The sequence below is a fragment of the Gracilimonas sp. genome, from assembly GCF_014762685.1.
In the GTDB taxonomy this organism is placed as follows: Bacteria; Bacteroidota; Rhodothermia; order Balneolales; family Balneolaceae; genus Gracilimonas.
The window spans coordinates 25,274-45,780 of record NZ_JABURM010000006.1 but is presented as its reverse complement, the minus strand read 5'-3'; the positions used below and the strand labels follow the sequence as shown (position 1 = coordinate 45,780).

Genomic DNA, 20,507 nt, shown 5'->3' with positions numbered 1-20,507 from the left:
CCACTTTTCAACTAAATAAATATTCCTTGCTCAGCAAAGCCCTTTCACATTTCCCTCAATTTCGATTTCGGGACGGACAAAAACGTTTGTGGAATCCTATTCTCAAGAAGACGTTTGTTAATCTTCCTGAGGAGAGAGTGCGGCTTGCGCTCATCGACTACCTGGTTTTAGAAGCCGGTTTTTCTGCACATCGTATTTCTTTTGAGAGCCCGGTTAAACTGGAAGGTGATAAATCCTCCTCCCGTACCGATATTATTTGTTACGACAATGATTTCAAGCCGCTGTTGCTGGTTGAGTGTAAGGCACCCGAAGTGAAGCTGGATGAAAAGGCGGCAATTCAGGTAGCACGGTATAATCAAAAAGTGGGAGCTCCGTATGTATTGGTAAGTAACGGAGTTTTAGATTTTTGGTTTGAAACTAAGAAGGGGGAGGTAAAGCATCTGCAAGAAGTACCGGCTCCTTTTCAGATTAAAAATAAGGTTGAAAATAATTTTCGCTATTGGGGAGAGAGAGGGTTTATCGGTGAGAAATTGCCCCCGGAAGCCAGAGCTTTTGCAACGAACTCTTGTAAGGAGCTATTTGGGAATTCGCATCAGCCCATTAAGTTTTTAAAATTCGATGATTACTCTCCTGAATTTGCATTGGGACATTATTATCGGATTTTTGGATTGCAGGAAAACGTAAAAGTAGCTGTAAGCAGCTCGGCAAATCCTTTTGGAGGAACCCGGCTGAATACAGTGCTGAATCAAAATGGTGCGAATACGGCGTTCTTCAGTTCCTCTATCGATTTGATTGCTGAGGGTGAGAAAGTAAATACGGAAATTCATTCAGGTACAGGAACTTTTGAAGTGGATCTTTCCAGGAAAACAGGGTTTAATTTCACTAAAAAAATTACGGACCTGGCTTCGGATTTTTATAAGCTTCTCCTTAAACATTCCTGAACCGTCAGGTCGATATTCATTCGGTATTTCAGTATCCTTCAGGGCGTAAAAATCATTCTTAACCTTTTTATTATTTGTTCCGATGATGCACCAAAAACACCGCGAAAAGCTATTCTCATTATTTGATGACGGACAACAAGGCGCCGTTTTTATCCAAGGTTCTGAGATCCTGTATCGGGATGAAACGGATTATGAATATCCATTCCGGCAGGAGTCAAATTTTTGGTATTTGACCGGTGTAAACGAACCTGAATGTGCATTAATCCTGGACCTGAAGACGGAGGAATATCACCTGTTCGTTCCCAAGAGAGATGCACAGTTTGCAGTTTGGCACGGATATGTGAAATCTCAGGAAGCATGGCAGAAACAATATCAGCCTGATCACCTTCACTATACCAACGAGATTCTTACGGTAATGAATGAGATCAAGCCGAATAAGGTGTATTGCCTCAATGATGTAGATGCCGAGCTTATTGAAGATCTGGATCGTGGCTTTGAGGCTGATATTGAAACGTTGAGTGATGCTCTTACCTACTGCCGCGTGCTTAAAACTGATGAAGAACTCGAATACATGCGAAAGGCTGCCAAAGTGAATAACCTGGCACATACCGAAGTAATGAAAGCGATTAAGCCGGGAATGTATGAGTATGAATTGAAGGCATTATTCACCAAGATTCAGTATGAACATGGACTGCAACAAGATGCCTATAACGGAATTTTTGCCGGCGGAAAAAACAGTGCAATCCTTCACTATGTTGAAAATACCAGCAAAATTAAGGAGGGTGACCTGTTTCTTTTAGATGCCGGGCACGAATATAAGGGGTATGCATCCGATATTACCCGAACTTATCCGGCTAATGGGAAATTTACAGATATCCAGGCCGGAGTATATGATGCGGTATTGAATGCACTCAATACTTCTATCGAGAAAGTAGAACCCGGTGTAAAAATGGAGGACCTTCACCTGCATGCTGCCCGAATCATCATGGAGGGACTGAAAGAAATTAATCTAGTTAAAGGCTCGGTAGATGAGCTGATGGAAAATGACATTTTCGCTCTGTTTTTCCCTCATGGATTGGGCCATTTTCTTGGCTTGGATACACACGATGTAGGGGGCTATCCCAAAGGTGTTGAACGTATTGACCGTCCGGGCATTAAATTCCTGCGCGTACGTCGCGACCTTCAACCCGGGATGGTGGTTACCATAGAGCCCGGTGTGTATTTTGTTCCCGCACTTTTGATTCCGGCTATTGAAGATGAGAATAAATCCAAGCTTTTGAATGTGGATAAGCTCACCAAGATGTTTGACTTCGGCGGAATTAGAATTGAGGATAATATTGTTGTTACCGAAGATGGGTATGAGAACCTGACGGATGTTCCCAAGGGACGGACGGAGATCGAAAAATTGATCAAGGGATGATCAAACTTGTTAATGGATATATTGGTTACTTAAATAAATCCAAGAGTAATTGCTTGAAAGAACCCGAAATCGATTAAAGGATTAACGATTCAACGAATAACGAAATAAACAAATAACGAACATTGGCACGTAAGAAATTCGATATCCCCGAGATGTATCAGTCGCCTATTATCCGGAAGGTGAAAGAGGCGACGAAGATCATTGATCCAATGAAAAAAGATCTCGAGCCAACACTGCTCGATTTTGGTCCGGTAAAATTCTACATACCCCGCTTTTTTGGGTTTTGTTATGGAGTAGAGAATGCGATCGATATTGCCTACCGGACGGTTGAAGAAAATCCGGACAAGAATATTTATCTCCTCAGTGAGATGATTCACAATCCCACCGTAAATGAAGATTTGCTCAAAAAAGGAGTGAAGTTTTTATTCGATACCGATGGCAGTGAACGAATTCCTATTTCAACTCTGAGCTCAGATGACATTGTAATTGTTCCGGCCTTTGGAACTACCCTTGAAATCCAGGAACAGCTGAAAGAGGTCGGAATTGATCCGTATCAGTACAATACCACGTGTCCGTTTGTAGAGAAGGTATGGAAGAGAGGGAAGCAGCTCGGTAAAAAAGATTATAGTTTGGTGGTGCATGGGAAGCATCAACACGAAGAAACCCGAGCTACATTTTCACACAGTGCAGATCATTCAGAAGTAGTTGTGGTACTGAATCCTGAAGAGGCACGGATTTTAGCTGATATTTTAACAGAAGAACGCCCGCTTTCTGATTTTGAAAAGTATTTTGGACATAAGTCAACACCCGAATTCAATCCGCTGGAAGACATGGAGCGGTTTGGGGTGATCAATCAAACTACCATGCTGGCAACGGAAACTCAGGAAGTGATGGAAATTCTTCGCGAAGCGGCTATCAAGCGTTATGGAGAAGCAAATATTTTGGATCATTTCGCAGATACTTCTGATACACTTTGCTATGCCACTAACGAGAATCAATCAGCTACGCTCGCTTTAGCTGAAACAGATGCGGATTTAGCCTTAGTGGTGGGAGGATATAACTCCTCAAACACCATGCACCTGGTTGAAATCCTGGAGCACAAATTCCCAACCTACCATGTCCGGGATGCGGGAGAATTATCGGAATCAACCATTCTGCATTTCAATCAATGGGATAAGGAGATGAAAGAAACTAAAAGCTGGTTACCGAAATCCGATACCCCTCTAAAAATTGCTCTTACCTCCGGGGCTTCCTGTCCCGATATTTTGGTAGACGAGGTGTTGCTTCAGGTGTTGGAATATTTTGAGGGAACCAGGGAAGTGGATGAAGTTATCTCTCCGTTCGAGGAAAAGCTGGAAGCGGAAGAAGCTTGATCTTTTGAAACCGTTATCGGAGCATCCTTAACGAATCAACGAATAATCAATAACGACGAAATGTGGATTCAAAAAGAAATTAAGCTTTCGCCCAAATCCCGCGGTTATCATATTATCACTGATGAGATTCTTCGGGAAATTCCTGAGATTAAAAATATTGAAACCGGGCTGGCTCATATCTTTATTCAACATACCAGTGCGGGATTGACTATTAACGAAAATGCTGACCCGTCGGTACGCCGGGATTTTGAATCTCATTTCAATCGGGCTGTTCCGGAAGATACATCGCTCTATGAACACACTCTAGAGGGAACCGATGATATGACTTCTCACATCAAAAGTTCGCTGCTTGGTTCATCAGTTTCTATTCCAATTACTAATGGCCGCTTCAATCTAGGAACCTGGCAAGGGGTTTATTTGTGTGAACACCGGAATCATGGTGGTTCAAGGAAGCTTGTGGTTACGTTAACGGGAGAATAAAATCAAGGTTTTATGAAGCTCTACAGATCCGCTTTGTGGGCTAAACTTCGTTCATATTTCTACCGCTCATAACCCCTTCCTAATTCTTAGTAACCGGTCTACCGGGCTTCGGTTTTCAGCAGGAGAAAGATGATCGTGGTGTTTATTTGAGTATTTAACATCTTCGGTTGAAAAGAAAGCTTCCGGGTCTATCTCTTTCACAATTTCAAATACCTTATTCAGCTTTCGTCTTTTCATGACGGTAAAAATTACTTTCACGTCGTTAAAACCACCTTTCGCATCTATACTGGTGACGGCAACTCCGGATTCTTTAAGGGCCTCTATCAGTTCTTCAGATTTGTGCAGGGTGATGATCCGAACCAAAACAGTCCCGACTTTCATGATGTCTTCTATATAAAGTCCGATAAAAGTACCGGCTGAAAATCCGGCTGCGTAGGCAATATAATTTACCCAGTGATCAAGATTGGTAAGCAGCTGTGCGACCACAATGACCCAGATCAACACTTCGAAAAATCCAAGCAGGGCAGACTCCCATTTATATCCGCGGGAAACCATGGTAATTCGCAATGTTCCCAACGAAACATCAGCAATACGGGCGAAAAAGATAACTAAGGGCAGAAGTACTTCAGAAAATTCAGGCATGGCTCATTTTATTTTTGAGTATCAAAGATAACAATAATGTGATTTCACTTTATACTTGAATTGCAGATTCCGTAATAAATTTTAAAACCGAAAATAAAATAGCCCGGTATGCAGAAATCATTTAAATAATCCTTGATAGTGGAGGGTGATAAGCCTTATCTTTAAGCCTTGGGCAAGTCCTATACAGCCAGCTCCCTTTGAACTCCGTCAGGGCGGGAACGCAGCAGCGGTAATTAGGTTGTAGCGGTGTGATATAGGTCGCTTGCCCATTTTTTTATTTCTAAAATATGATCATAAAAAAGCCCTTCGGACAGAATGAAGGGCTTTGTTGTTTTACAGAGATATTTAAAGAAGTTATTCGGTGGTAATGGGCACGGTTACCACTGTTGTTCCCCAGTGTAAATTCATATCCGCACTTGTATCGGAGAGATTATCGAAATAGATTGAGAATCTTTCCATTAATGGGGCTTCATTATCCACTACATCTGAGGTTACCCGTACATAATCTTGAGTGATATCGTACTGTGTTCCCCAGGAAAGTTTGTCATTTAAAACAATGATCCATTCATCCTCTCCGGGAACAGTATATAGGGAGTAGGTGCCTGCTTCCACTTCTTTGCCACCTACCTTAACATCATCAGAGAAAGTGATAGCGGTAGATTCATTAGCGCCGGTTCTCCAAATTGATCCTAAAGGAGCTAAATCAGATCCTTCCTCAAAATAGGTCCGGCCTTTAATACCGGGGCGACCATAAGTTACAGTCACTTCAGTAGTTCCAATTGTTTGACTAACAGCAGCGTTTGGGCTGGGGCGTGCACTGTCATTTCCTCTTTCTTGAGCGAAAGCTGTCTCGGCTACAAAGAAAACAGCTAAGACCATTAAAAACGTAAATTGTACTAACTTCTTCATGGTTTCTTGGTTTATTATTATTGGTTAGTTATTTGAAAACAGGGATTCGTCAATGCCCGGTATAATTTTAAGGGCATTTTTATAATACACTTTCTTTAACACTTCATCCGGTAAATCCAATCCATACATTTTCCAAAAAGCATGGCGGCGGCGAAAATAGTCAAAATACTCGTCATCACTTTCCAAAACTCTGAAATAGGTGTGATATTCTTTAGGCCGGTAGGTGTCTTTCCCAAATAAAAGCCGGTCCTGATATTTGATAAAAAATTCCTTGGCAAATCTCGGTTGCCGTCCAAGTTCAGCGATAATAGCCGCAGTTTCGGTATACACATTCGGGAATTCATCGAGATGCTCGCCAAGCCTTGCAAGATCGTTGGCCATCCAGCCAAAGTGCGCATTAATGAAGGTGGTCTCAGGATGTTTTCGAAACACATTCCATTGTTCCTGCATCACTACATCCCAGCTTGGGTAACGGGTTGAATCACCACGGTGGCGATCGGGAAAGTTCTTCATTTCCAGCCAGCGCTCATTTGTATTATCAATCGGTTCCCAGAATTCCGCCGGTTCTCCGGTGTGAATGAGAACGGGAATTCCCAATTCTCCGGCTTTTTCCCAAACGGGGTCGATGCGAGGATCATCCGTTTGAACCCGGTTTCCTTCTGAGTCCAAAACAGTGAGGCCAAGGTTCTTGAATATCTTCACCCCGCGGGCACCGTTATCATAATCTTCCTGGAGCTGTGCGACGGTTCGTTCTGTCCATCCCGACTCATCAATTCCATCAAAATCAATGTTAGCGAAGACCACAAAACGACCGGGAGCTTGTTCCCGGGCAGCATCTACCATGGCTTTGAGCGTCTCGCCGGAGCGGCCGCTTAAATTCACCAACACTTTCATGTTGAGGTCATCCATCTCAGCAGTGGTTTCTGTGAGGTTCATAGAAGCCATTCTCCACAAGTGACTGTGAACGTCTATAAACGGGAATTTGGCAGAGGTTATTTCCTCACCCGGAACCACCAGCGTTGATTCCGGTTGATATTCCTCGAAGGTCATCGTAGTATCAGCCTCTTGGGCGATCAGCATTTGAGTTAGGAGAACAGAGAATAAAAGGACTGCTAATTTTTTCATGCCTGAATATTGTCAATAATTTTATCTGTATGAATGTACTGAGGGTAAGGCAAATGAAAAAGCCCTCAATCCTTCTTCGGTTTTTCTAAAATTTGGGGTTCTCTGTCAACAAGTGGCTAAACTCCTTCTTAAACTTAGCAATCTTGGGAGCAATCACTACGGAGCAATAACCGGCATTGGGGTTATTCTCAAAATAATTCTGGTGATAATTCTCGGCCACATAATAGTTCTCAAGTGGCTCGATTTTCGTCACGATGGGATCATCCCAAAGGTCAGATTCATCGATTTTTTTGAGCGACCGTTCTGCAATTTCTTTTTGCTCCTCATTATGATAGAAGATCACAGAGCGGTATTGAGGGCCAACATCATTTCCCTGCCGATTTAAGGTGGTGGGGTTATGCGTGTGCCATAATACTTCCAGAAGTTCCTCGTACGAGATTACTTCAGGGTCAAAATGGATACGAGCCACTTCGGCATGGCCGGTTTGCCCTGTAGTGACTGCTTTGTAGGAGGGGTTGTCCACATGTCCGCCGGAATAGCCGGCTTCAACATGTTCAACGCCTTCCACAATTTCGTAGATAGCTTCTACACACCAGAAACACCCGGCACCAAAAGTTGCTTTTTCCAAATTATTCTCCGTTTGTTGTGCAAATAATGAAGTTGTTCCAAAGCTCAATATGAGCCCCAATGTCGATAATAATTTTATCATAGTCTCTATTTTAAAATGTTAATTTTGAATTGAACAACGATTTGTTTTCAGGATTGTTCTAAACAAAGTGTGGGAATGTTTTCGTTTCTTTTCATTAATTAAGTATACCATTTATATATTGTTTGCCACCAAACGGTGTTTGCCACCAAACGGTAACTAATCAAATGAAGATAATGAAAGCACAGTCACTTTTACTCTGTATACTATTCCCGGTTTTAATTACTTGTTCTTCAAAACAACAGATTGGAAACATGAATTATGGAGGGGTTGTTTCTTCGCCAAATGGTGATGTTTCTCTTACCGTAGAAGTTGAAGAAGGAGAACCGGTGTATCATTTGAAATACAACGATAAAGTATTGATAGCTCCATCCAGATTAGGGGTAATATTTAAAGAGACAAACTTGAGTCAAGATTTGACATTAGACTATATCGAATCATCTAAAGTGGATGAAATCTGGACACAGCCCTGGGGTGAACAAAAGGAAATTCGAAACAATTACGAAGAAATTAAACTCTATTTCTCCAAGAATGAGTCCGGTGAGAAAATGAATATTACGTTCCGTGTGTTTGATGACGGGTTGGGATTCCAATACGAATGGCCGGAGCAAGTAGGATTGCAAGATTTTGTGATTACTGATGAGATTACGGAATTCAATATGGCGGATGATCACACCGGGTGGTGGATAGGAGCATATCAATTAAATCGGTACGAACATCTATTTAATGAAACCCGTGTTTCTGAAACCGATACGGTTCACACTCCGTTTACCATGAAAACCGATGATGGAATTCACCTTTCCATTCACGAAGCGGCGCTTACCAATTTTGCAAGCATGACGGTGGCCAACAACGGAAATAATTCGCTGGAAGTGGATCTGGTTCCCTGGAAAAATGGGGATAAAGTTCGCGGTTCGGCTCCGCATAAATCTCCTTGGAGAATCATAAACGTTGGCGAAACTGCCGGCGACCTGATGACTAATTATTTGATGCTTAACCTGAATGAACCGAGCAAAATTGAAGATACTTCTTGGATCACACCGGGCAAATACACCGGTATTTGGTGGGATATGCACCTTGGAACCAAAACCTGGGAATCCGGGGAAATGCACGGTGCCACTACCGAATATACCAAACAGCTTATGGATTTCACGGCCAGACATGGGTTTTACGGGGTTTTGGTTGAAGGGTGGAATCAGGGCTGGGATGGAAGCTGGTTCGATAATGGAGATGTGTTCAGTTTCACTGAGCCTTATCCTGATTTTGATTTAAAAGAAGTTACCCGTTATGCTGATTCTTTGGGAGTGAAGCTGATCGGGCATCATGAAACGTCGGCGGGAATTTCAAATTATGAAGCACAGGTGGATGAGGCCTTTGACCTATATAATGAGGTCGGGGTTGAGGCCGTGAAAACCGGTTACGTAGGAGATTTTGTGGAAGGCGGTGAATGGCATCATGGACAATTTATGGTTCGTCATTACCGGGATATTGTGAAGAAAGCAGCCGAGCATAAGATCATGTTGAATGTGCATGAACCGATCAAGGATACAGGCATCCGAAGAACCTGGCCGAATATGATGACCCGGGAAGGTGCCCGCGGACAGGAATATAATGCATGGTCTGTAGATGGAGGAAACCCACCGAGCTATACCACCATTGTGCCATTTACCCGCGGATTGGTTAGTCCATTTGATTATACTCCGGGCGTGTTCAACCTTTTACTTACAGACAAGCCCGAAAACCCTGACAACAATCGAGTTCAACACACTTTGGCCAAAGAGCTGGCATTGTACGTGGTAATATACAGTCCATTGCAAATGGTTTCGGATTTGGTGAAGAACCTGGAGGCCAATCCCACTGCCCTTGAGTGGGTGAAGGCGGTGCCGGTTGATTGGGAAACTACATTGGTTCCTAAAGCAGAAATCGGAGATTATGTAGTGGTGGTTCGCAAAGACCGCAATTCCGGGGACTGGTATTTAGGTGGGATAACGAACGAGAAAGCCCGGGATTTTGAAGTTGAACTCGATTTCCTGGAATCCGGTAAAACCTACGAAGCCCAAGTCTGGGCAGATGGAGAAGATGCCGATTGGAAAACGAACCCATATCCTTTGGAAAGAACCACCGAAGAGGTGACTTCAGAATCGGTTCTGGAATTAAACCTTGCCAAAGGCGGAGGGGTGGCAGTACGATTTGCACCCAAAAATTGATGACCTAAATCTGAAATATATATAATCATGAAAAGAATCATATCCATACTGGTACTCACTTTAATACTAATCGGAAATATTCGGGCACAGGATGCCCCAACCACTCGTGAAATGAACCTCATCAACTGGCTGGAATTTGAGGAGTTTGTACCGGAAAAGATAGAGACGGTTTTGTTGCCCACAGGAACATTGGAGCCACATGGGGTGATCCCGAATGGGTCAGATAATCTGGCACCTGAAGCCATGGCAAGGGAACTGTCAGCTGATCTTAACGCGATGGTAGCTCCAACACTGAATTATGGAATGACGGGGACATTGGCGGCCTATCCCGGCGCTTTTGCCATGAGTGAAGATGTGTATCGTGCTTTTGTTGGGGAGATTCTTGAAGGGCTGCATAAAAATGAATTCAAGAATATTATCATACTGAATGGACATGGCGGTGGTCAGACAGCCGTACTTCAGGATCTTGCAGCTGAATTATCAAACAAACTGCAGGTCCGCATCATGGTTATCAACTGGTGGAGTCTGGCATCAGAAGACACCTTTGCTGTGTTTGATGAAAACGGAGGTCACGCCGGAAATAACGAGACAGCTTATATGCAAGCCGTTACACCCGGTCATATTCACCCTGAACGATATACCGGAGCCGAAATGACGACCCCATATCCAAGTGGGAGCACGTGGTCAGCATATCCGTTTCCATCATCTATTGGTTTGTATGAGCCGGGACAGGGATTCCCTACTTTTGATCAGAAACAGGCGGAAGAGTATTTTGAGAAAGTAAACACCCGTGTCGGTAATTTGATCAAAATAGTGATCGAAAAATGGGATGTGGCCGGATTGTTCAGAGATTGAGGTTTAGTTCATCAACAAAAAAAGCCCGTCTCTTAAATAAGAAACGGGCTTAATTTTTATGTGCTCACGAAAGGAATCGAACCTTCACGGCCGTTAGGCCATACGCCCCTCAAGCGCACGCGTCTACCAGTTCCGCCACGTGAGCATTGTAGCAAATGATAAATCGAAGGGCGACAAAGATAGTGCTTTTGTCCTTCAAAATTCAACGCTTTTCAACAAAATCACAGCAAAAAAATTCAACATTTAATGTTGAATATTCTCACCCCTCTTCTTCCAACTGTCTTTTTGCATAATCATTATCAGGGTCAATCTTCAAGGCTTGCTCATAATAAGTACGAGCTTTATCCGGTTGACCACCCTTATTGATCATGTCCCCCATAAGAATCCAGTTCTCAGCATCCTGAGGATCTTTTTTAATACGCTCAATGAGGTATGGAATAGCTTCCTGTCCTCGGTTCGTCATCAGCATTAACATCACCTTATTTCGGTGAGCGGCAGATGTGTCGTTCAATTCAATAGCCTTATCAAAATCTTCTTCGGCTTCATCAAGTTTCTCTAACTGCATCCGCACATTGCCGCGAAGATTGAAATAAGCTGCATTATCATCGTCGAGCTCTAAAGCTTTTTCAATTGCCTCTATGCTTTTGTCGTATTGGTTTAGCTGTTGCATTACCAAGGCTTCAAGGTAAAATGCTTCATGCGAATCGGGCTGCTCCTTCTGCAGCTCTCTGGCTACATCCAGCGCATAATCAATGTCCTTTTCTCTTAGTAATTCAAAACCTTTATTCAGTTTCTCTTCAAAATTCATGGAGTATGGTTATTTATCTTTATTTGAATTGGATAAGTCTTCGTATTCCGCTTCTTCAATTTCATCAATATTTCTGCGCCGATTTTGTGCCCCGCCGCCAAACGGGTTGAAGTTTTTCTGACGCTTATTGGAAGGTAAGAACAATCGGTTGATATATCTCACCAAAAAGAAAAATATGATGGTAAAAAATATAAACTTAAGCATGGTGCTCAGGGTGCAATATGAATATGTGTATTGGTACGAACGGGTTGATTAAAAATCTGTTCTTCAATGTATGTTAAGTGCTCTACATTATTGACAAAATCTATTTCAGAAGCATTCAAAATAATTAACGGAGCCCGATTGTAGTGATGGAAAAAATGATTATAAGCGTCGTTGAGTTCTTTAAGATACTCAGGAGTGATGTTCCGTTCATAATCTCGGCCCCGGGCTCTGATATTTTCCATGAGGCGGTCTACGGAAGATTGTATGTAAATGATTAGATCAGGCTGGGCGGCTATACCTGTCATGATATTAAAAATATTATCATATAAGGCCATTTCATCCTGATCAAGATTCAAGCGCGCAAAAATTCGATCCTTTTCAAAGATATAATCGGAAATAGTAAACTGATGAAACAAGTCTTGGCTCATCATATTTTGTTGCTGTTTAAAACGACTGGCTAAAAAGGCCAATTGTGTTTGAAAAGCATAACGTTCTCGGTCTTCATAAAACTTTGGCAGAAAAGGATTGTCTTCAAATTCTTCCAACACCAAACGTGCGTTTCTCCGCTCAGCCAAAAGGGAAGCAAGCGAGGTTTTTCCCGCTCCAATTACACCTTCAATTGCAATAAAATCATAGGAGTTGGGCATCAGCTACCAGTTCAATGTTGTTTTATCTATTTCAAGATCCGGCGCTTGTTCGATTAATGTATCCACGTGCTGAGCGGAAACGGGATCTTTCCAATTGGGAAAAACATCTTTTAATGGCAATAGAACAAACAAACGCTTTGTGTATTCCTGATGAGGAATGATAAGGTTATCTGTTTCAATGACCAAGTTATCATAGGTAATTATATCCAGGTCAATGGTTCTGGCTGTCCATTTTGGATAGCGGGAGGGGCGGCCTTGCTTTTTTTCTTGCGTTTTTAGCTTTTCGAACAGCTCTTCAGCAGGTAAACTGGTTTCAATTGAGATGACTCCATTGAGAAATTCTTTATCTGATGGACCTACGGGTTCAGATTTATAAATAAAAGATTTTTTTATTTCGGATTTTGAAATTACCTCCAAAAAAGCAGCTGCTTCCTGAAGTTGGTGATGAGGATTATTGAGATTTGAGCCCAATGCAATCACTACATGGGCCATGACATCCTCGCTTCGGTATATTTCGTTTCGGATGAAAGGGGAGGACTCAATTTTCGTACAGCAACTTCGAGCTGATCTATTCCGGGGAAAGCCTTGGAGATGTCATTACCAATCCGGAAACACAAATGTTCAATTAAGTCCACCGATTTACCGCCCATTATCTCGGATGTGATTTCGTGAACCTTGGTATAATCAATAGCATCAGATATCTGATCAGATTTCCCGACAACAGATAAATCAGCATGAAAAGTCACATCCACCTCAAAATCATTACCCTCTTTTTTTTCGTGTTCATGCACTCCATGAAATGCCCTGAACTTCATCCCTTTTATGGTGAGGGTATCCATGAATTAAAGGCTGGCAACTTCTATACGCTGATGGAGTTCCTCAACCATGCGTTTGTGCTTGGCACTGGTTGAAATACGTTCTTCTACTGTAGAGATAGCGTGAATAACAGTAGAGTGATCCCGGCCGCCAAAGTGTAATCCAATAGTTTTTAAGCTGGACTTCGTAAATTTTTTCGAGAGATACATTGCGATTTGTCGCGCTTCCACAATTTCCTGTTTCCGGGTTTTTTCCCGCACTTTATTTGTATCAATTCCGAAATAGTCACACACATAATTTTGGATAGACTCAATGGAAATTTGTGTATTGGAGTCTTTCACCATGTCTTTTAATACACGTTTGGCCATAGCCAAATCAATATCATCAATATTCTGAAGGGAGGCGTGAGCAAGCAGTTTAATGATTGCACCTTCCAAATCACGGACGTTAGACTTGAAGTTGTGTGCTACAAACTCAATAATTTGCGGATCAATTTCGATTCCATTGTCGTTAGCTTTTCGTTCCAGGATAGCATAACGAGTTTCGTATTCCGGCATTTTAAGGTCAGCACTCAAGCCCCAGCCAAATCGTGAGATCAATCGTTCTTCAATATCAGGAACATCTTTAGGTGCGCGATCACTACTTAAAATAATTTGCTTTCCATCCTGATGCAGGGCATTAAAGATGTGAAAAAATTCTTCCTGTGTTTTTTCCTTACCACTGAAGAATTGAATGTCATCTACCATCAGCACATCAATATTGCGGTAAAACATGGAGAATTCACTTGCCCGGTTATTACGGATGGCATGAACAAATTCATTCGTGAAAGCTTCTGATGATATATAAAGAACAGATTTTTCATCACCGAACTTCTCTTTAATCTTATTCCCAATACTTTGTACAAGATGGGTTTTTCCAAGTCCTGTAGGACCGTACACAAAAAATGGATTAAAAGAATTGCTTCCGGGATTGTCGGCAATAGCCATAGCAGCTGAACGCGCCAACCGGTTACAATCACCCTCAATAAAGCGCTCAAATACGTAATTATTATTAAGGTTGGAATCGATTTTTGTTTTTCGGATTCCGGGGATCACAAATGGGTTTTCAATCCGCTCCGGATGGTATTCCGGATAGCCGTTAGATTCCTGTGGTTGTACAGGGCCCATGGGTCGCTGAGGCATGCGAACCGAGCGGTTATTTTCAAACTGCTCAGATTTTTCCATTACAATAGAATATTCGAGTTTTCCTTCCGGACCAAGTACTTTTGCGAGCGTAGAACGGAGCATATTATAATAGTGCTCTTCAAGCCATTCGTACCAGAATTGACTGGGCACCTGAACAGTGAGTGTGTTGTCTTTTAGAGATACCGGTTTGATGGGCTCAAACCACGATTTGTACTTCTGGTAACTAATGTTGTCTTTAATAATATCTAGGCAGTTTTCCCATGCCGATTCAACCGATAACTCGTGCAATTTTCCAAATCCCCCTAACGGTATTAGCTTAAAAGTGTAAGATCAAACCAAAGTCAGTTATCCACAAGCAAAGTTTACATTCTGACTTTGTGCCGAATTGAAAATGGCAATTTATTGAGCACTTGTCAAACGGTAGATGAGGTAATTTTAAAAAGTTATCCACATCATTAAATATTGTGTAAAGTATTGGTAAGCAATACATTAAGCGATTTTATAAATTATTTCCAAATTGCACCCAATACCTCATAATATTGCCGTAACACTGAATTAACGTTTATGAAAGGAGGGCAAAAGCTTTTTGAATTTTTTTTCCACAAGTTTTCCACATTGTAAAAATGCAGTCTTTGAATGTGATCGGAAATAAAATTTTTAGGAAATAATCAATCTTTTTTTGCTTTTAGAAAGCGAGGCTTTTGACTGTAGTCAGTTTTTATAATTGTAGTCCATTTATCCCCTTGAAATACTTGGCGGGCCTCTTCTGCATGATCCTCATGTAGTTCAAAAAAGGCTTCACCATTTTGTATTAAATAATTATAACAAAGATTTTCCAAAGCTTGGAACATTTTGTGTGTAGATTCACAAAATAAAGCCAGCTCCGGTTCATAGTTTTTTACCTCATCATCCAGTGTATTTTTTTCTTCATAATGGATGTAAGGAGGGTTGGAAACAATGAGATCAAATTTGTTTTTTGGAAAAGCTTTGGGTTCAAATAAATCATCCTGTGCAAGCTCAATTGTTACTTCGTTGTAACGAGCGTTTTCTTCTGCAATAGCTAACGCCTCTTCTGAAATATCTGTTGCAAATAAATCCCAACCTGGACGGGCATTTTTTAAAGCCACCGGAATGCATCCTGAGCCCGTACCCACATCTAAAACGGTTAGTTGTGAAGATTCATCATATAGTTCAAGAATCCAATCAACAAGTTGTTCGGTTTCTTGCCGTGGGATGAGGACTCCCGGCTCCACTTTAATTTTAACATGATGAAAATCAGTTTCACCGGTTATGTATTGAAGGGGTTCATGAGCTGCTCGGCGTTTCACCATTGGCTTGAGCAAAGCGAGTTCATCAGAAGACAATGGGCGGTCGTACTCCAGGTATAAGTCTAACCGCTTAATGGATAGCACATGTGCCAGAAGCCACTCTATACTGAGTCGGGGTGATTTTACCCCTTTGTCTTCAAAAAAATCGGTTGCCCACTCCATCATGCTAAGAACCGTCCAAATGGATGGTACTTTAGTCATGGATTATTCTTCCTCAGCTTCTTTGGGAGGTTGTTCTTCTTGAAGAGTTAGACCGTGACGTTTGGAAAAATCGAGAATGAAATCAATTACGTTAGACTCAACGTTTTGTTCTTCCGAAAGAGAGCTGCCTCGAAATCCCATGCGGCCACCTGTTTTCTTAAGGACAATTTTGTTGTGTTTGCCCTTACTTTCCAGAATGCAAGTTAAAGTAACGCTGGAATTGATTTGTTTTTCATATTCTTCGTAAACGGCTACATAAATCGTCTCAGACGAGCCTTCCGGAGAATATTCGTACAAAAATTTAGGCGGGTGTTCTTTGAACATTTTTGATGACATTCTGCGAAGCGTTGCAGTTGGCCCAAATACAAAATAAGTTGTGTGTGAATTCATGCTTTGTAGCTTGAATTAATTATTTTAAAGGTATGTTGTGTATAAAAAATTTGTGCTGAAAATAACATGATATTGCTTTAAGACAATAAGAAAATGAATAAAATTTCGTTACTGCATTGAATAAAGGGCTTAAAACCATTAAAAACTTACTTTTTAAATGAAAAAATTGATTTCTTTTACGCTATTATTCTTGATTTGCATGAACACAAATCAAGCTTTTGGACAATTTGGTGAGCCGGAAGTTCAAAAAAAAGAAGCACCGCGCAATTTATTTGATGAAGGCTACAAAACAGGATTCGGTTTTAATTTTATCCTCAGTGATTTTGGTATTGGAGCGGGAGGTCAGTTCAGGATAGGGCTTAATCCATATACAGAAGCAATTATTAACCTTAGGATTGCGGGCTTAAAAGACCCAACTGAACAAACTTTTACAGATTTTTTGGGATATCGAACAATCCCGGAGAAATATCAACGCGTTATCTCAGTCCCATTATATGCCGGGATTAAGAAAAGGTTTTTCGCTGATGCTATTGCTGATAACTTTAGAGTGTTCAGTTCATTGAGCGCGGGACCTACTTTTGCATTCTCCTACAGTTATTTCAATGATTTTAATGAAAACGGATTCAGGGAAAATGATGCTCGAATTTATCAATTTACCGAACCTGTAAATGATATTTTTACCGGTTGGAAAAACTCTGAGACTCATTGGGGGTTTGGTGGGGAGTTTTTAATTGGGGTTGATTTCGGCGATAATTTTTCAAATTTGTCAAGTGTGCAATTTGGATATACGATGAACTACTTTGCAAAAGGAATCCAAGTAATGGAACCTTGCCGACCTGATTTAAGTCGCATTAATCAAGCCCCTGAAAACCCTTGCAGTTCAGGGCCAAATACTATTGCTGTAGGTAATCAAGGTGATACCGCTCCTTTTGAAGAAGCCCACGATCCCCGCAAATATTTTGGATCAGCCCAAATCAGTTTTGTATTTGGATGGATGTGGTAAAATCAACTTCCTGTTAGTTTAGAAAACCATTCTTCAGGGTGGGCCAAACTATCTATAATCAGATCAGGATTTTGCTCGGAGAGATCTGTATGAGTAAACTTTCCGGTTGTTACCGCTACACATTTCATGCCGGCTTTTTTGGCACAGATTATATCTCTCGGGGTATCCCCGATAATAACAAAACGTGAAGGGTCTGGATCAATCCCCATAAGCTTTTTAACTTCCTCAATAGCAAGAAAGGGCAATCTGTTTCGGTCACGGTCAAATTCACCAAAAGCTCCGACGGAGAATTCGTAATTAATATTGGCAGCTTTTAATTTATAGCTGGCTGCAATGGGGTAATTTCCGGTGAGTAATCCTTTTAAAAAACCATCCTGTGAAAAATATTGAATTGCTTCATCCACAAACCCATGGCGCTCTACGAGGTCTTCATTTAAGCGTTCCTTCAGTCGTTGCAGATAAGCTGTTTTAAATTTCTGATATAAACCATTGTCATAGTCATGATTTACCAAAAAAGAAGTAAATATATCATGGTCAGTCCGCCCCGAAAAAGCATCCTTTTCCATGTTGGGGTAATTTATTTGATGCTCATCTAAAAGTTCCCGGAGTAACTTCCGGTTAAAGTTTCGGTTTACAGTTAATATGGTTCCGTCAATATCAAAGAGGATAATCCAGGGATGAGTTGCAGCCAAAATATTTTGTTTTAAATGTTTATACGTTCTTCACCTAAAGTTACGAAACTTCATGCTAAAATGGCTTTAAGTACATGTTAAATCGTGGTACCTTTGAGCAGTTAATCTCACAAACAAATCGGAGTAATTAAAATGAGTTTTATTGAAGACGTTCATGCAAGACAGGTGATAGATTCGCGGGGAAATCCCACCGTGGAAGTGGATGTTACTTTGGAAACCGGTACTGTAGGGCGAGCTGCTGTTCCGTCTGGTGCTTCTACAGGAGAGCACGAAGCCGTAGAGTTACGTGATGGCGACAAAGATTATTATTTGGGTAAAAGCGTTCTTAAGGCCGTTGAAAACGTGAATACAATCATTGTTGATGAATTTCGCGGACGGTCCGTTTTTAATCAGGTTGCTCTTGATGATTCATTGCTTGAACTGGATGGTACCCCCAATAAGGCAAAACTTGGAGCGAATGCTATTTTAGGTGTGTCAATGGCATGTGCCAAAGCTGCAGCTGAAGAATTAGGGATGCCGCTTTGGCGATATGTTGGCGGAGTGAATGCTAAGGTAATGCCGCTTCCTATGATGAATATAATTAATGGCGGATCGCATGCTGATAACAGTGTCGATCTTCAGGAATTTATGATTATGCCGGCCGGGGCCGAGTCTTTCAGCCATGCCTTGCAAATTGGAGCTGAAGTATTTCATAACCTGAAAAAAGTTTTATCTGACAAGGGGTATGGAACAGCAGTAGGGGATGAAGGTGGATTTGCCCCCAATTTGAAATCAAATGATGAAGCTGTAGAAGTTATTTTAACAGCTATTGAGAAGGCGGGCTATACTCCCAAAGATGATGTATTAATAGCTCTCGATCCTGCTGCTTCTGAGTTTTACAATGCTGATTCCGGATTGTATGAATTCAAATGGAGCGACGGCTCCAAAAAAGATACTGATGCCATGGTTGAGTTTTGGAGCAATTGGGTTGACAAATACCCCATTATTTCAATCGAAGATGGCCTGGCGGAAAACGATTGGGATGCATGGAAAAAACTAACCGAAGCTGTAGGAGATAAGGTGCAGCTGGTAGGTGATGATTTATTTGTTACCAATACTAAACGACTTGCAACCGGAATCGAACGAGGTATCGCAAACTCTATTCTGATCAAAGTGAATCAAATCGGGACTATAACGGAGACACTGGATGCGATCGAAATGGCGCATAAAAACGGATATACAGCCGTGATCTCACACCGCTCCGGTGAAACCGAGGATGTGACGATTGCTGATCTCGCAGTTGCTACAAATGCCGGCCAAATCAAAACCGGATCTATGAGCCGAACAGACCGAATTGCCAAATACAATCAGCTGATCCGTATTGAAGAACAGCTGGGTGATTCAGCCCTTTTTCTTGGACACGATGCCTTTGGATTATAAGCAGGCATTCTGAGTTATCTATTTAAAAAGCTGTCACTTCTGTGATGGCTTTTTTTATACTTTTTTATTAAATGGGTGTTATGGAACTTCTTTTTTTTATTATCGGGGCAGGTATTTTTGGTTTTGGTGTTTATCTCATCTACGATCATATTAACTATGAACGTATAGCGATGGAAACCAAGGGAAAAGTTGTTGGTTTTAAAGTTTCAAAGAGTTCAAAGAACAACGATATCTACAAACCGGTGGTGGAAAGTTACTTTGGTGAGTTCACATCAGGTTATGGTTCAAGCATACCACCCTATGAAATTGGTGAACGTGTAGATGTTTTATATATATCGGGGAAGGAGCCACGGCTAAAATCAAACATGCCGTATTATATGGGAATTATTCTGATGTTATTTGGAGGAATTTTTTGCCTCATATTCTTCTCAATTTTTAGTTTTACAGCCTATCACTTTCTAAGCTCACTGTTTTTTCTGTGCATAATCGCTGTGTTCGTACGAAAAAAATTAAAGGCGAATGGGATTGATTCTTTAGATGAATGGAAGGAAAAAATTGTACTGAAACAAGAACAAACCGAAGACTCCGAAAAACATATTATCAGGAATCGTGCCGACCTTGAAAAAATTCATGCCAGACAACAAAAAATGATAAAATTTGTCGGGCCGGTTTTTGCAATTATAGGTTTAGGGGTGATTGGCTTTGGGATTTACCTTGGGCTTGAAAGATATGATTTTCTGGAAACTGCAGTTCCTGCTTCTGGAACGGTGATTGATTTTCACGAAAGCCGGAGCGATGATGGCTACACCTACTATCCAATTGTGGAATATACACCGCCGGGGTCCTATGAAGCAGTCACTTTTCGACATGACACCGGCAGTAACCCACCTTCATTTCAAAAAGGAGAGGCCGTAGAAGTATTACACTTGCCGGATACCCCCGATGTGGCCATTATTGATAAAGGTATTTTTAACTGGACAACCTCAATATTTGTTACTTGCTTTGGACTGTTATTTACTATGGCAGGTTTGGCAGCTACGGTTAATTCAGTAAAGAGAAATAAGCGGTCAAAATTTGCTTAAAAAAGAGAATTGAAAAAAAATCTAAAATTAATTTGTAAGGAATACGTTTGAAATCGCTCTTACTTAGTATATAGT

At 41.4% G+C, this 20,507-nt stretch carries 22 protein-coding genes, 1 tRNA gene and 1 other RNA gene; 10 read left to right on the top strand and 14 right to left on the bottom strand.

Annotated features, from left to right (window positions below; translation table 11 throughout):
- Positions 1 to 26 precede the first annotated feature (26 nt).
- The 4 genes from HUJ22_RS09775 to HUJ22_RS09760 all read left to right on the top strand — a co-directional run bounded on the left by HUJ22_RS09775 (position 27) and on the right by HUJ22_RS09760 (position 4,214).
- Complete coding sequence (locus HUJ22_RS09775; RefSeq protein WP_290876742.1) at positions 27 to 941, top strand: type I restriction enzyme HsdR N-terminal domain-containing protein; 915 nt, start codon at positions 27 to 29, stop codon at positions 939 to 941.
- A gap of 82 nt (positions 942 to 1,023) precedes the next feature.
- Positions 1,024 to 2,361 carry an aminopeptidase P family protein gene (locus tag HUJ22_RS09770; RefSeq protein WP_290876740.1) on the top strand — a complete coding sequence of 446 codons (1,338 nt, stop codon included), beginning with the start codon at positions 1,024 to 1,026 and terminating at the stop codon, positions 2,359 to 2,361.
- A gap of 122 nt (positions 2,362 to 2,483) precedes the next feature.
- Positions 2,484 to 3,734 carry a 4-hydroxy-3-methylbut-2-enyl diphosphate reductase gene (locus HUJ22_RS09765; RefSeq protein ID WP_290876738.1) on the top strand — a complete coding sequence of 417 codons (1,251 nt, stop codon included), beginning with the start codon at positions 2,484 to 2,486 and terminating at the stop codon, positions 3,732 to 3,734.
- Between the two features lie 60 nt (positions 3,735 to 3,794).
- Positions 3,795 to 4,214 carry a secondary thiamine-phosphate synthase enzyme YjbQ gene (locus HUJ22_RS09760; protein ID WP_290876736.1) on the top strand — a complete coding sequence of 140 codons (420 nt, stop codon included), beginning with the start codon at positions 3,795 to 3,797 and terminating at the stop codon, positions 4,212 to 4,214.
- Between the two features lie 66 nt (positions 4,215 to 4,280).
- Here HUJ22_RS09760 and HUJ22_RS09755 read toward each other — a convergent pair whose 3' ends face one another.
- Entirely contained in the window at positions 4,281 to 4,856 is a 576-nt protein-coding gene (locus HUJ22_RS09755) for a DUF2179 domain-containing protein (RefSeq protein WP_290876734.1), read from the bottom strand.
- Between the two features lie 170 nt (positions 4,857 to 5,026).
- Between HUJ22_RS09755 and ffs the strand changes: the two genes are divergently transcribed.
- An RNA gene (ffs, locus tag HUJ22_RS09750) (signal recognition particle sRNA small type) lies at positions 5,027 to 5,127 on the top strand.
- An 83-nt stretch (positions 5,128 to 5,210) separates the two neighbouring features.
- Here ffs and HUJ22_RS09745 read toward each other — a convergent pair.
- The 3 genes from HUJ22_RS09745 to msrA form a co-directional block, all read right to left on the bottom strand.
- The gene (locus tag HUJ22_RS09745) at positions 5,211 to 5,765 is read right to left on the bottom strand and encodes a DUF2911 domain-containing protein (protein ID WP_290876732.1); all 555 of its coding nucleotides are present in this window, start codon (positions 5,763 to 5,765) and stop codon (positions 5,211 to 5,213) included.
- Positions 5,766 to 5,789: 24 nt separating this feature from the next.
- Positions 5,790 to 6,890 (bottom strand): amidohydrolase family protein, encoded by a 1,101-nt coding sequence (locus tag HUJ22_RS09740; protein ID WP_290876730.1) that lies wholly within the window; start codon positions 6,888 to 6,890, stop codon positions 5,790 to 5,792.
- Between the two features lie 85 nt (positions 6,891 to 6,975).
- Positions 6,976 to 7,599 (bottom strand): peptide-methionine (S)-S-oxide reductase MsrA, encoded by a 624-nt coding sequence (msrA, locus tag HUJ22_RS09735; RefSeq protein WP_290876728.1) that lies wholly within the window; start codon positions 7,597 to 7,599, stop codon positions 6,976 to 6,978.
- A gap of 251 nt (positions 7,600 to 7,850) precedes the next feature.
- Between msrA and HUJ22_RS09730 the strand changes: the two genes are divergently transcribed.
- Both HUJ22_RS09730 and HUJ22_RS09725 read left to right on the top strand, forming a co-directional pair.
- Complete coding sequence (locus tag HUJ22_RS09730; RefSeq protein WP_290876726.1) at positions 7,851 to 9,803, top strand: glycoside hydrolase family 97 protein; 1,953 nt, start codon at positions 7,851 to 7,853, stop codon at positions 9,801 to 9,803.
- Positions 9,804 to 9,830: 27 nt separating this feature from the next.
- Positions 9,831 to 10,658: a creatininase family protein gene (locus HUJ22_RS09725; RefSeq protein ID WP_290876724.1), complete on the top strand. Its 828-nt coding sequence runs from the start codon at positions 9,831 to 9,833 to the stop codon at positions 10,656 to 10,658.
- A 61-nt stretch (positions 10,659 to 10,719) separates the two neighbouring features.
- Here the strand turns inward: HUJ22_RS09725 and HUJ22_RS09720 are convergent.
- From HUJ22_RS09720 to HUJ22_RS09680, 9 genes are all read right to left on the bottom strand, one after another.
- A tRNA-Leu gene (locus HUJ22_RS09720) sits at positions 10,720 to 10,803 on the bottom strand.
- 114 nt (positions 10,804 to 10,917) lie between these two features.
- Positions 10,918 to 11,466 (bottom strand): tetratricopeptide repeat protein, encoded by a 549-nt coding sequence (locus HUJ22_RS09715; RefSeq protein ID WP_290876722.1) that lies wholly within the window; start codon positions 11,464 to 11,466, stop codon positions 10,918 to 10,920.
- 9 nt (positions 11,467 to 11,475) lie between these two features.
- Positions 11,476 to 11,670 carry a hypothetical protein gene (locus HUJ22_RS09710; RefSeq protein ID WP_290876720.1) on the bottom strand — a complete coding sequence of 65 codons (195 nt, stop codon included), beginning with the start codon at positions 11,668 to 11,670 and terminating at the stop codon, positions 11,476 to 11,478.
- 5 nt (positions 11,671 to 11,675) lie between these two features.
- Complete coding sequence (locus tag HUJ22_RS09705) at positions 11,676 to 12,317, bottom strand: deoxynucleoside kinase (protein ID WP_290876718.1); 642 nt, start codon at positions 12,315 to 12,317, stop codon at positions 11,676 to 11,678.
- 3 nt (positions 12,318 to 12,320) lie between these two features.
- Positions 12,321 to 12,809 carry a 2-amino-4-hydroxy-6-hydroxymethyldihydropteridine diphosphokinase gene (gene folK / locus HUJ22_RS09700; RefSeq protein ID WP_290876716.1) on the bottom strand — a complete coding sequence of 163 codons (489 nt, stop codon included), beginning with the start codon at positions 12,807 to 12,809 and terminating at the stop codon, positions 12,321 to 12,323.
- Positions 12,797 to 13,156 (bottom strand): dihydroneopterin aldolase, encoded by a 360-nt coding sequence (folB, locus tag HUJ22_RS09695; RefSeq protein ID WP_290876714.1) that lies wholly within the window; start codon positions 13,154 to 13,156, stop codon positions 12,797 to 12,799. Before folB ends, folK begins: the two co-directional genes overlap by 13 nt.
- 3 nt (positions 13,157 to 13,159) lie before the next feature.
- A complete protein-coding gene (dnaA, locus tag HUJ22_RS09690) occupies positions 13,160 to 14,605 on the bottom strand; it encodes a chromosomal replication initiator protein DnaA (RefSeq protein WP_290876713.1) in 1,446 nt (481 codons plus the stop codon).
- Positions 14,606 to 14,985: 380 nt separating this feature from the next.
- Positions 14,986 to 15,846, bottom strand: coding sequence for a peptide chain release factor N(5)-glutamine methyltransferase (gene prmC / locus HUJ22_RS09685; protein ID WP_290876711.1), 861 nt, complete (start codon positions 15,844 to 15,846; stop codon positions 14,986 to 14,988).
- A gap of 3 nt (positions 15,847 to 15,849) precedes the next feature.
- Positions 15,850 to 16,236, bottom strand: coding sequence for a hypothetical protein (locus HUJ22_RS09680; protein ID WP_290876709.1), 387 nt, complete (start codon positions 16,234 to 16,236; stop codon positions 15,850 to 15,852).
- Between the two features lie 157 nt (positions 16,237 to 16,393).
- Between HUJ22_RS09680 and HUJ22_RS09675 the strand changes: the two genes are divergently transcribed.
- Positions 16,394 to 17,239, top strand: a complete 846-nt coding sequence (locus HUJ22_RS09675) for a hypothetical protein (protein WP_290876707.1) — start codon at positions 16,394 to 16,396, stop codon at positions 17,237 to 17,239.
- A 2-nt stretch (positions 17,240 to 17,241) separates the two neighbouring features.
- Here the strand turns inward: HUJ22_RS09675 and HUJ22_RS09670 are convergent, their stop codons facing one another.
- Positions 17,242 to 17,931 (bottom strand): HAD hydrolase-like protein, encoded by a 690-nt coding sequence (locus HUJ22_RS09670; protein WP_290876705.1) that lies wholly within the window; start codon positions 17,929 to 17,931, stop codon positions 17,242 to 17,244.
- A 132-nt stretch (positions 17,932 to 18,063) separates the two neighbouring features.
- Here HUJ22_RS09670 and eno point away from each other — a divergent pair, with 132 nt between their 5' ends.
- Positions 18,064 to 19,350, top strand: a complete 1,287-nt coding sequence (eno, locus tag HUJ22_RS09665; RefSeq protein WP_290876703.1) for a phosphopyruvate hydratase — start codon at positions 18,064 to 18,066, stop codon at positions 19,348 to 19,350.
- Positions 19,351 to 19,430: 80 nt separating this feature from the next.
- Entirely contained in the window at positions 19,431 to 20,432 is a 1,002-nt protein-coding gene (locus tag HUJ22_RS09660; RefSeq protein ID WP_290876701.1) for a DUF3592 domain-containing protein, read from the top strand.
- The last annotated feature ends 75 nt before the right edge of the window (positions 20,433 to 20,507 follow it).

Bases quoted from the DNA above. Each gene is read 5' to 3' on its own strand.
- HUJ22_RS09770 (WP_290876740.1), top strand. From the start codon at position 1,024: ATGATGCACCAAAAACACCGCGAAAAGCTATTCTCATTATTTGATGAC.
- HUJ22_RS09760 (WP_290876736.1), top strand. From the start codon at position 3,795: ATGTGGATTCAAAAAGAAATTAAGCTTTCGCCCAAATCCCGCGGTTAT.
- HUJ22_RS09755 (WP_290876734.1), bottom strand. From the start codon at position 4,856: ATGCCTGAATTTTCTGAAGTACTTCTGCCCTTAGTTATCTTTTTCGCC.
- HUJ22_RS09745 (WP_290876732.1), bottom strand. From the start codon at position 5,765: ATGAAGAAGTTAGTACAATTTACGTTTTTAATGGTCTTAGCTGTTTTC.
- HUJ22_RS09740 (WP_290876730.1), bottom strand. From the start codon at position 6,890: ATGAAAAAATTAGCAGTCCTTTTATTCTCTGTTCTCCTAACTCAAATG.
- msrA (WP_290876728.1), bottom strand. From the start codon at position 7,599: ATGATAAAATTATTATCGACATTGGGGCTCATATTGAGCTTTGGAACA.
- HUJ22_RS09730 (WP_290876726.1), top strand. From the start codon at position 7,851: ATGAATTATGGAGGGGTTGTTTCTTCGCCAAATGGTGATGTTTCTCTT.
- HUJ22_RS09725 (WP_290876724.1), top strand. From the start codon at position 9,831: ATGAAAAGAATCATATCCATACTGGTACTCACTTTAATACTAATCGGA.
- HUJ22_RS09715 (WP_290876722.1), bottom strand. From the start codon at position 11,466: ATGAATTTTGAAGAGAAACTGAATAAAGGTTTTGAATTACTAAGAGAA.
- HUJ22_RS09710 (WP_290876720.1), bottom strand. From the start codon at position 11,670: ATGCTTAAGTTTATATTTTTTACCATCATATTTTTCTTTTTGGTGAGA.
- HUJ22_RS09705 (WP_290876718.1), bottom strand. From the start codon at position 12,317: ATGCCCAACTCCTATGATTTTATTGCAATTGAAGGTGTAATTGGAGCG.
- folK (WP_290876716.1), bottom strand. From the start codon at position 12,809: ATGGCCCATGTAGTGATTGCATTGGGCTCAAATCTCAATAATCCTCAT.
- folB (WP_290876714.1), bottom strand. From the start codon at position 13,156: ATGGATACCCTCACCATAAAAGGGATGAAGTTCAGGGCATTTCATGGA.
- prmC (WP_290876711.1), bottom strand. From the start codon at position 15,846: ATGACTAAAGTACCATCCATTTGGACGGTTCTTAGCATGATGGAGTGG.
- HUJ22_RS09680 (WP_290876709.1), bottom strand. From the start codon at position 16,236: ATGAATTCACACACAACTTATTTTGTATTTGGGCCAACTGCAACGCTT.
- HUJ22_RS09675 (WP_290876707.1), top strand. From the start codon at position 16,394: ATGAAAAAATTGATTTCTTTTACGCTATTATTCTTGATTTGCATGAAC.
- eno (WP_290876703.1), top strand. From the start codon at position 18,064: ATGAGTTTTATTGAAGACGTTCATGCAAGACAGGTGATAGATTCGCGG.
- HUJ22_RS09660 (WP_290876701.1), top strand. From the start codon at position 19,431: ATGGAACTTCTTTTTTTTATTATCGGGGCAGGTATTTTTGGTTTTGGT.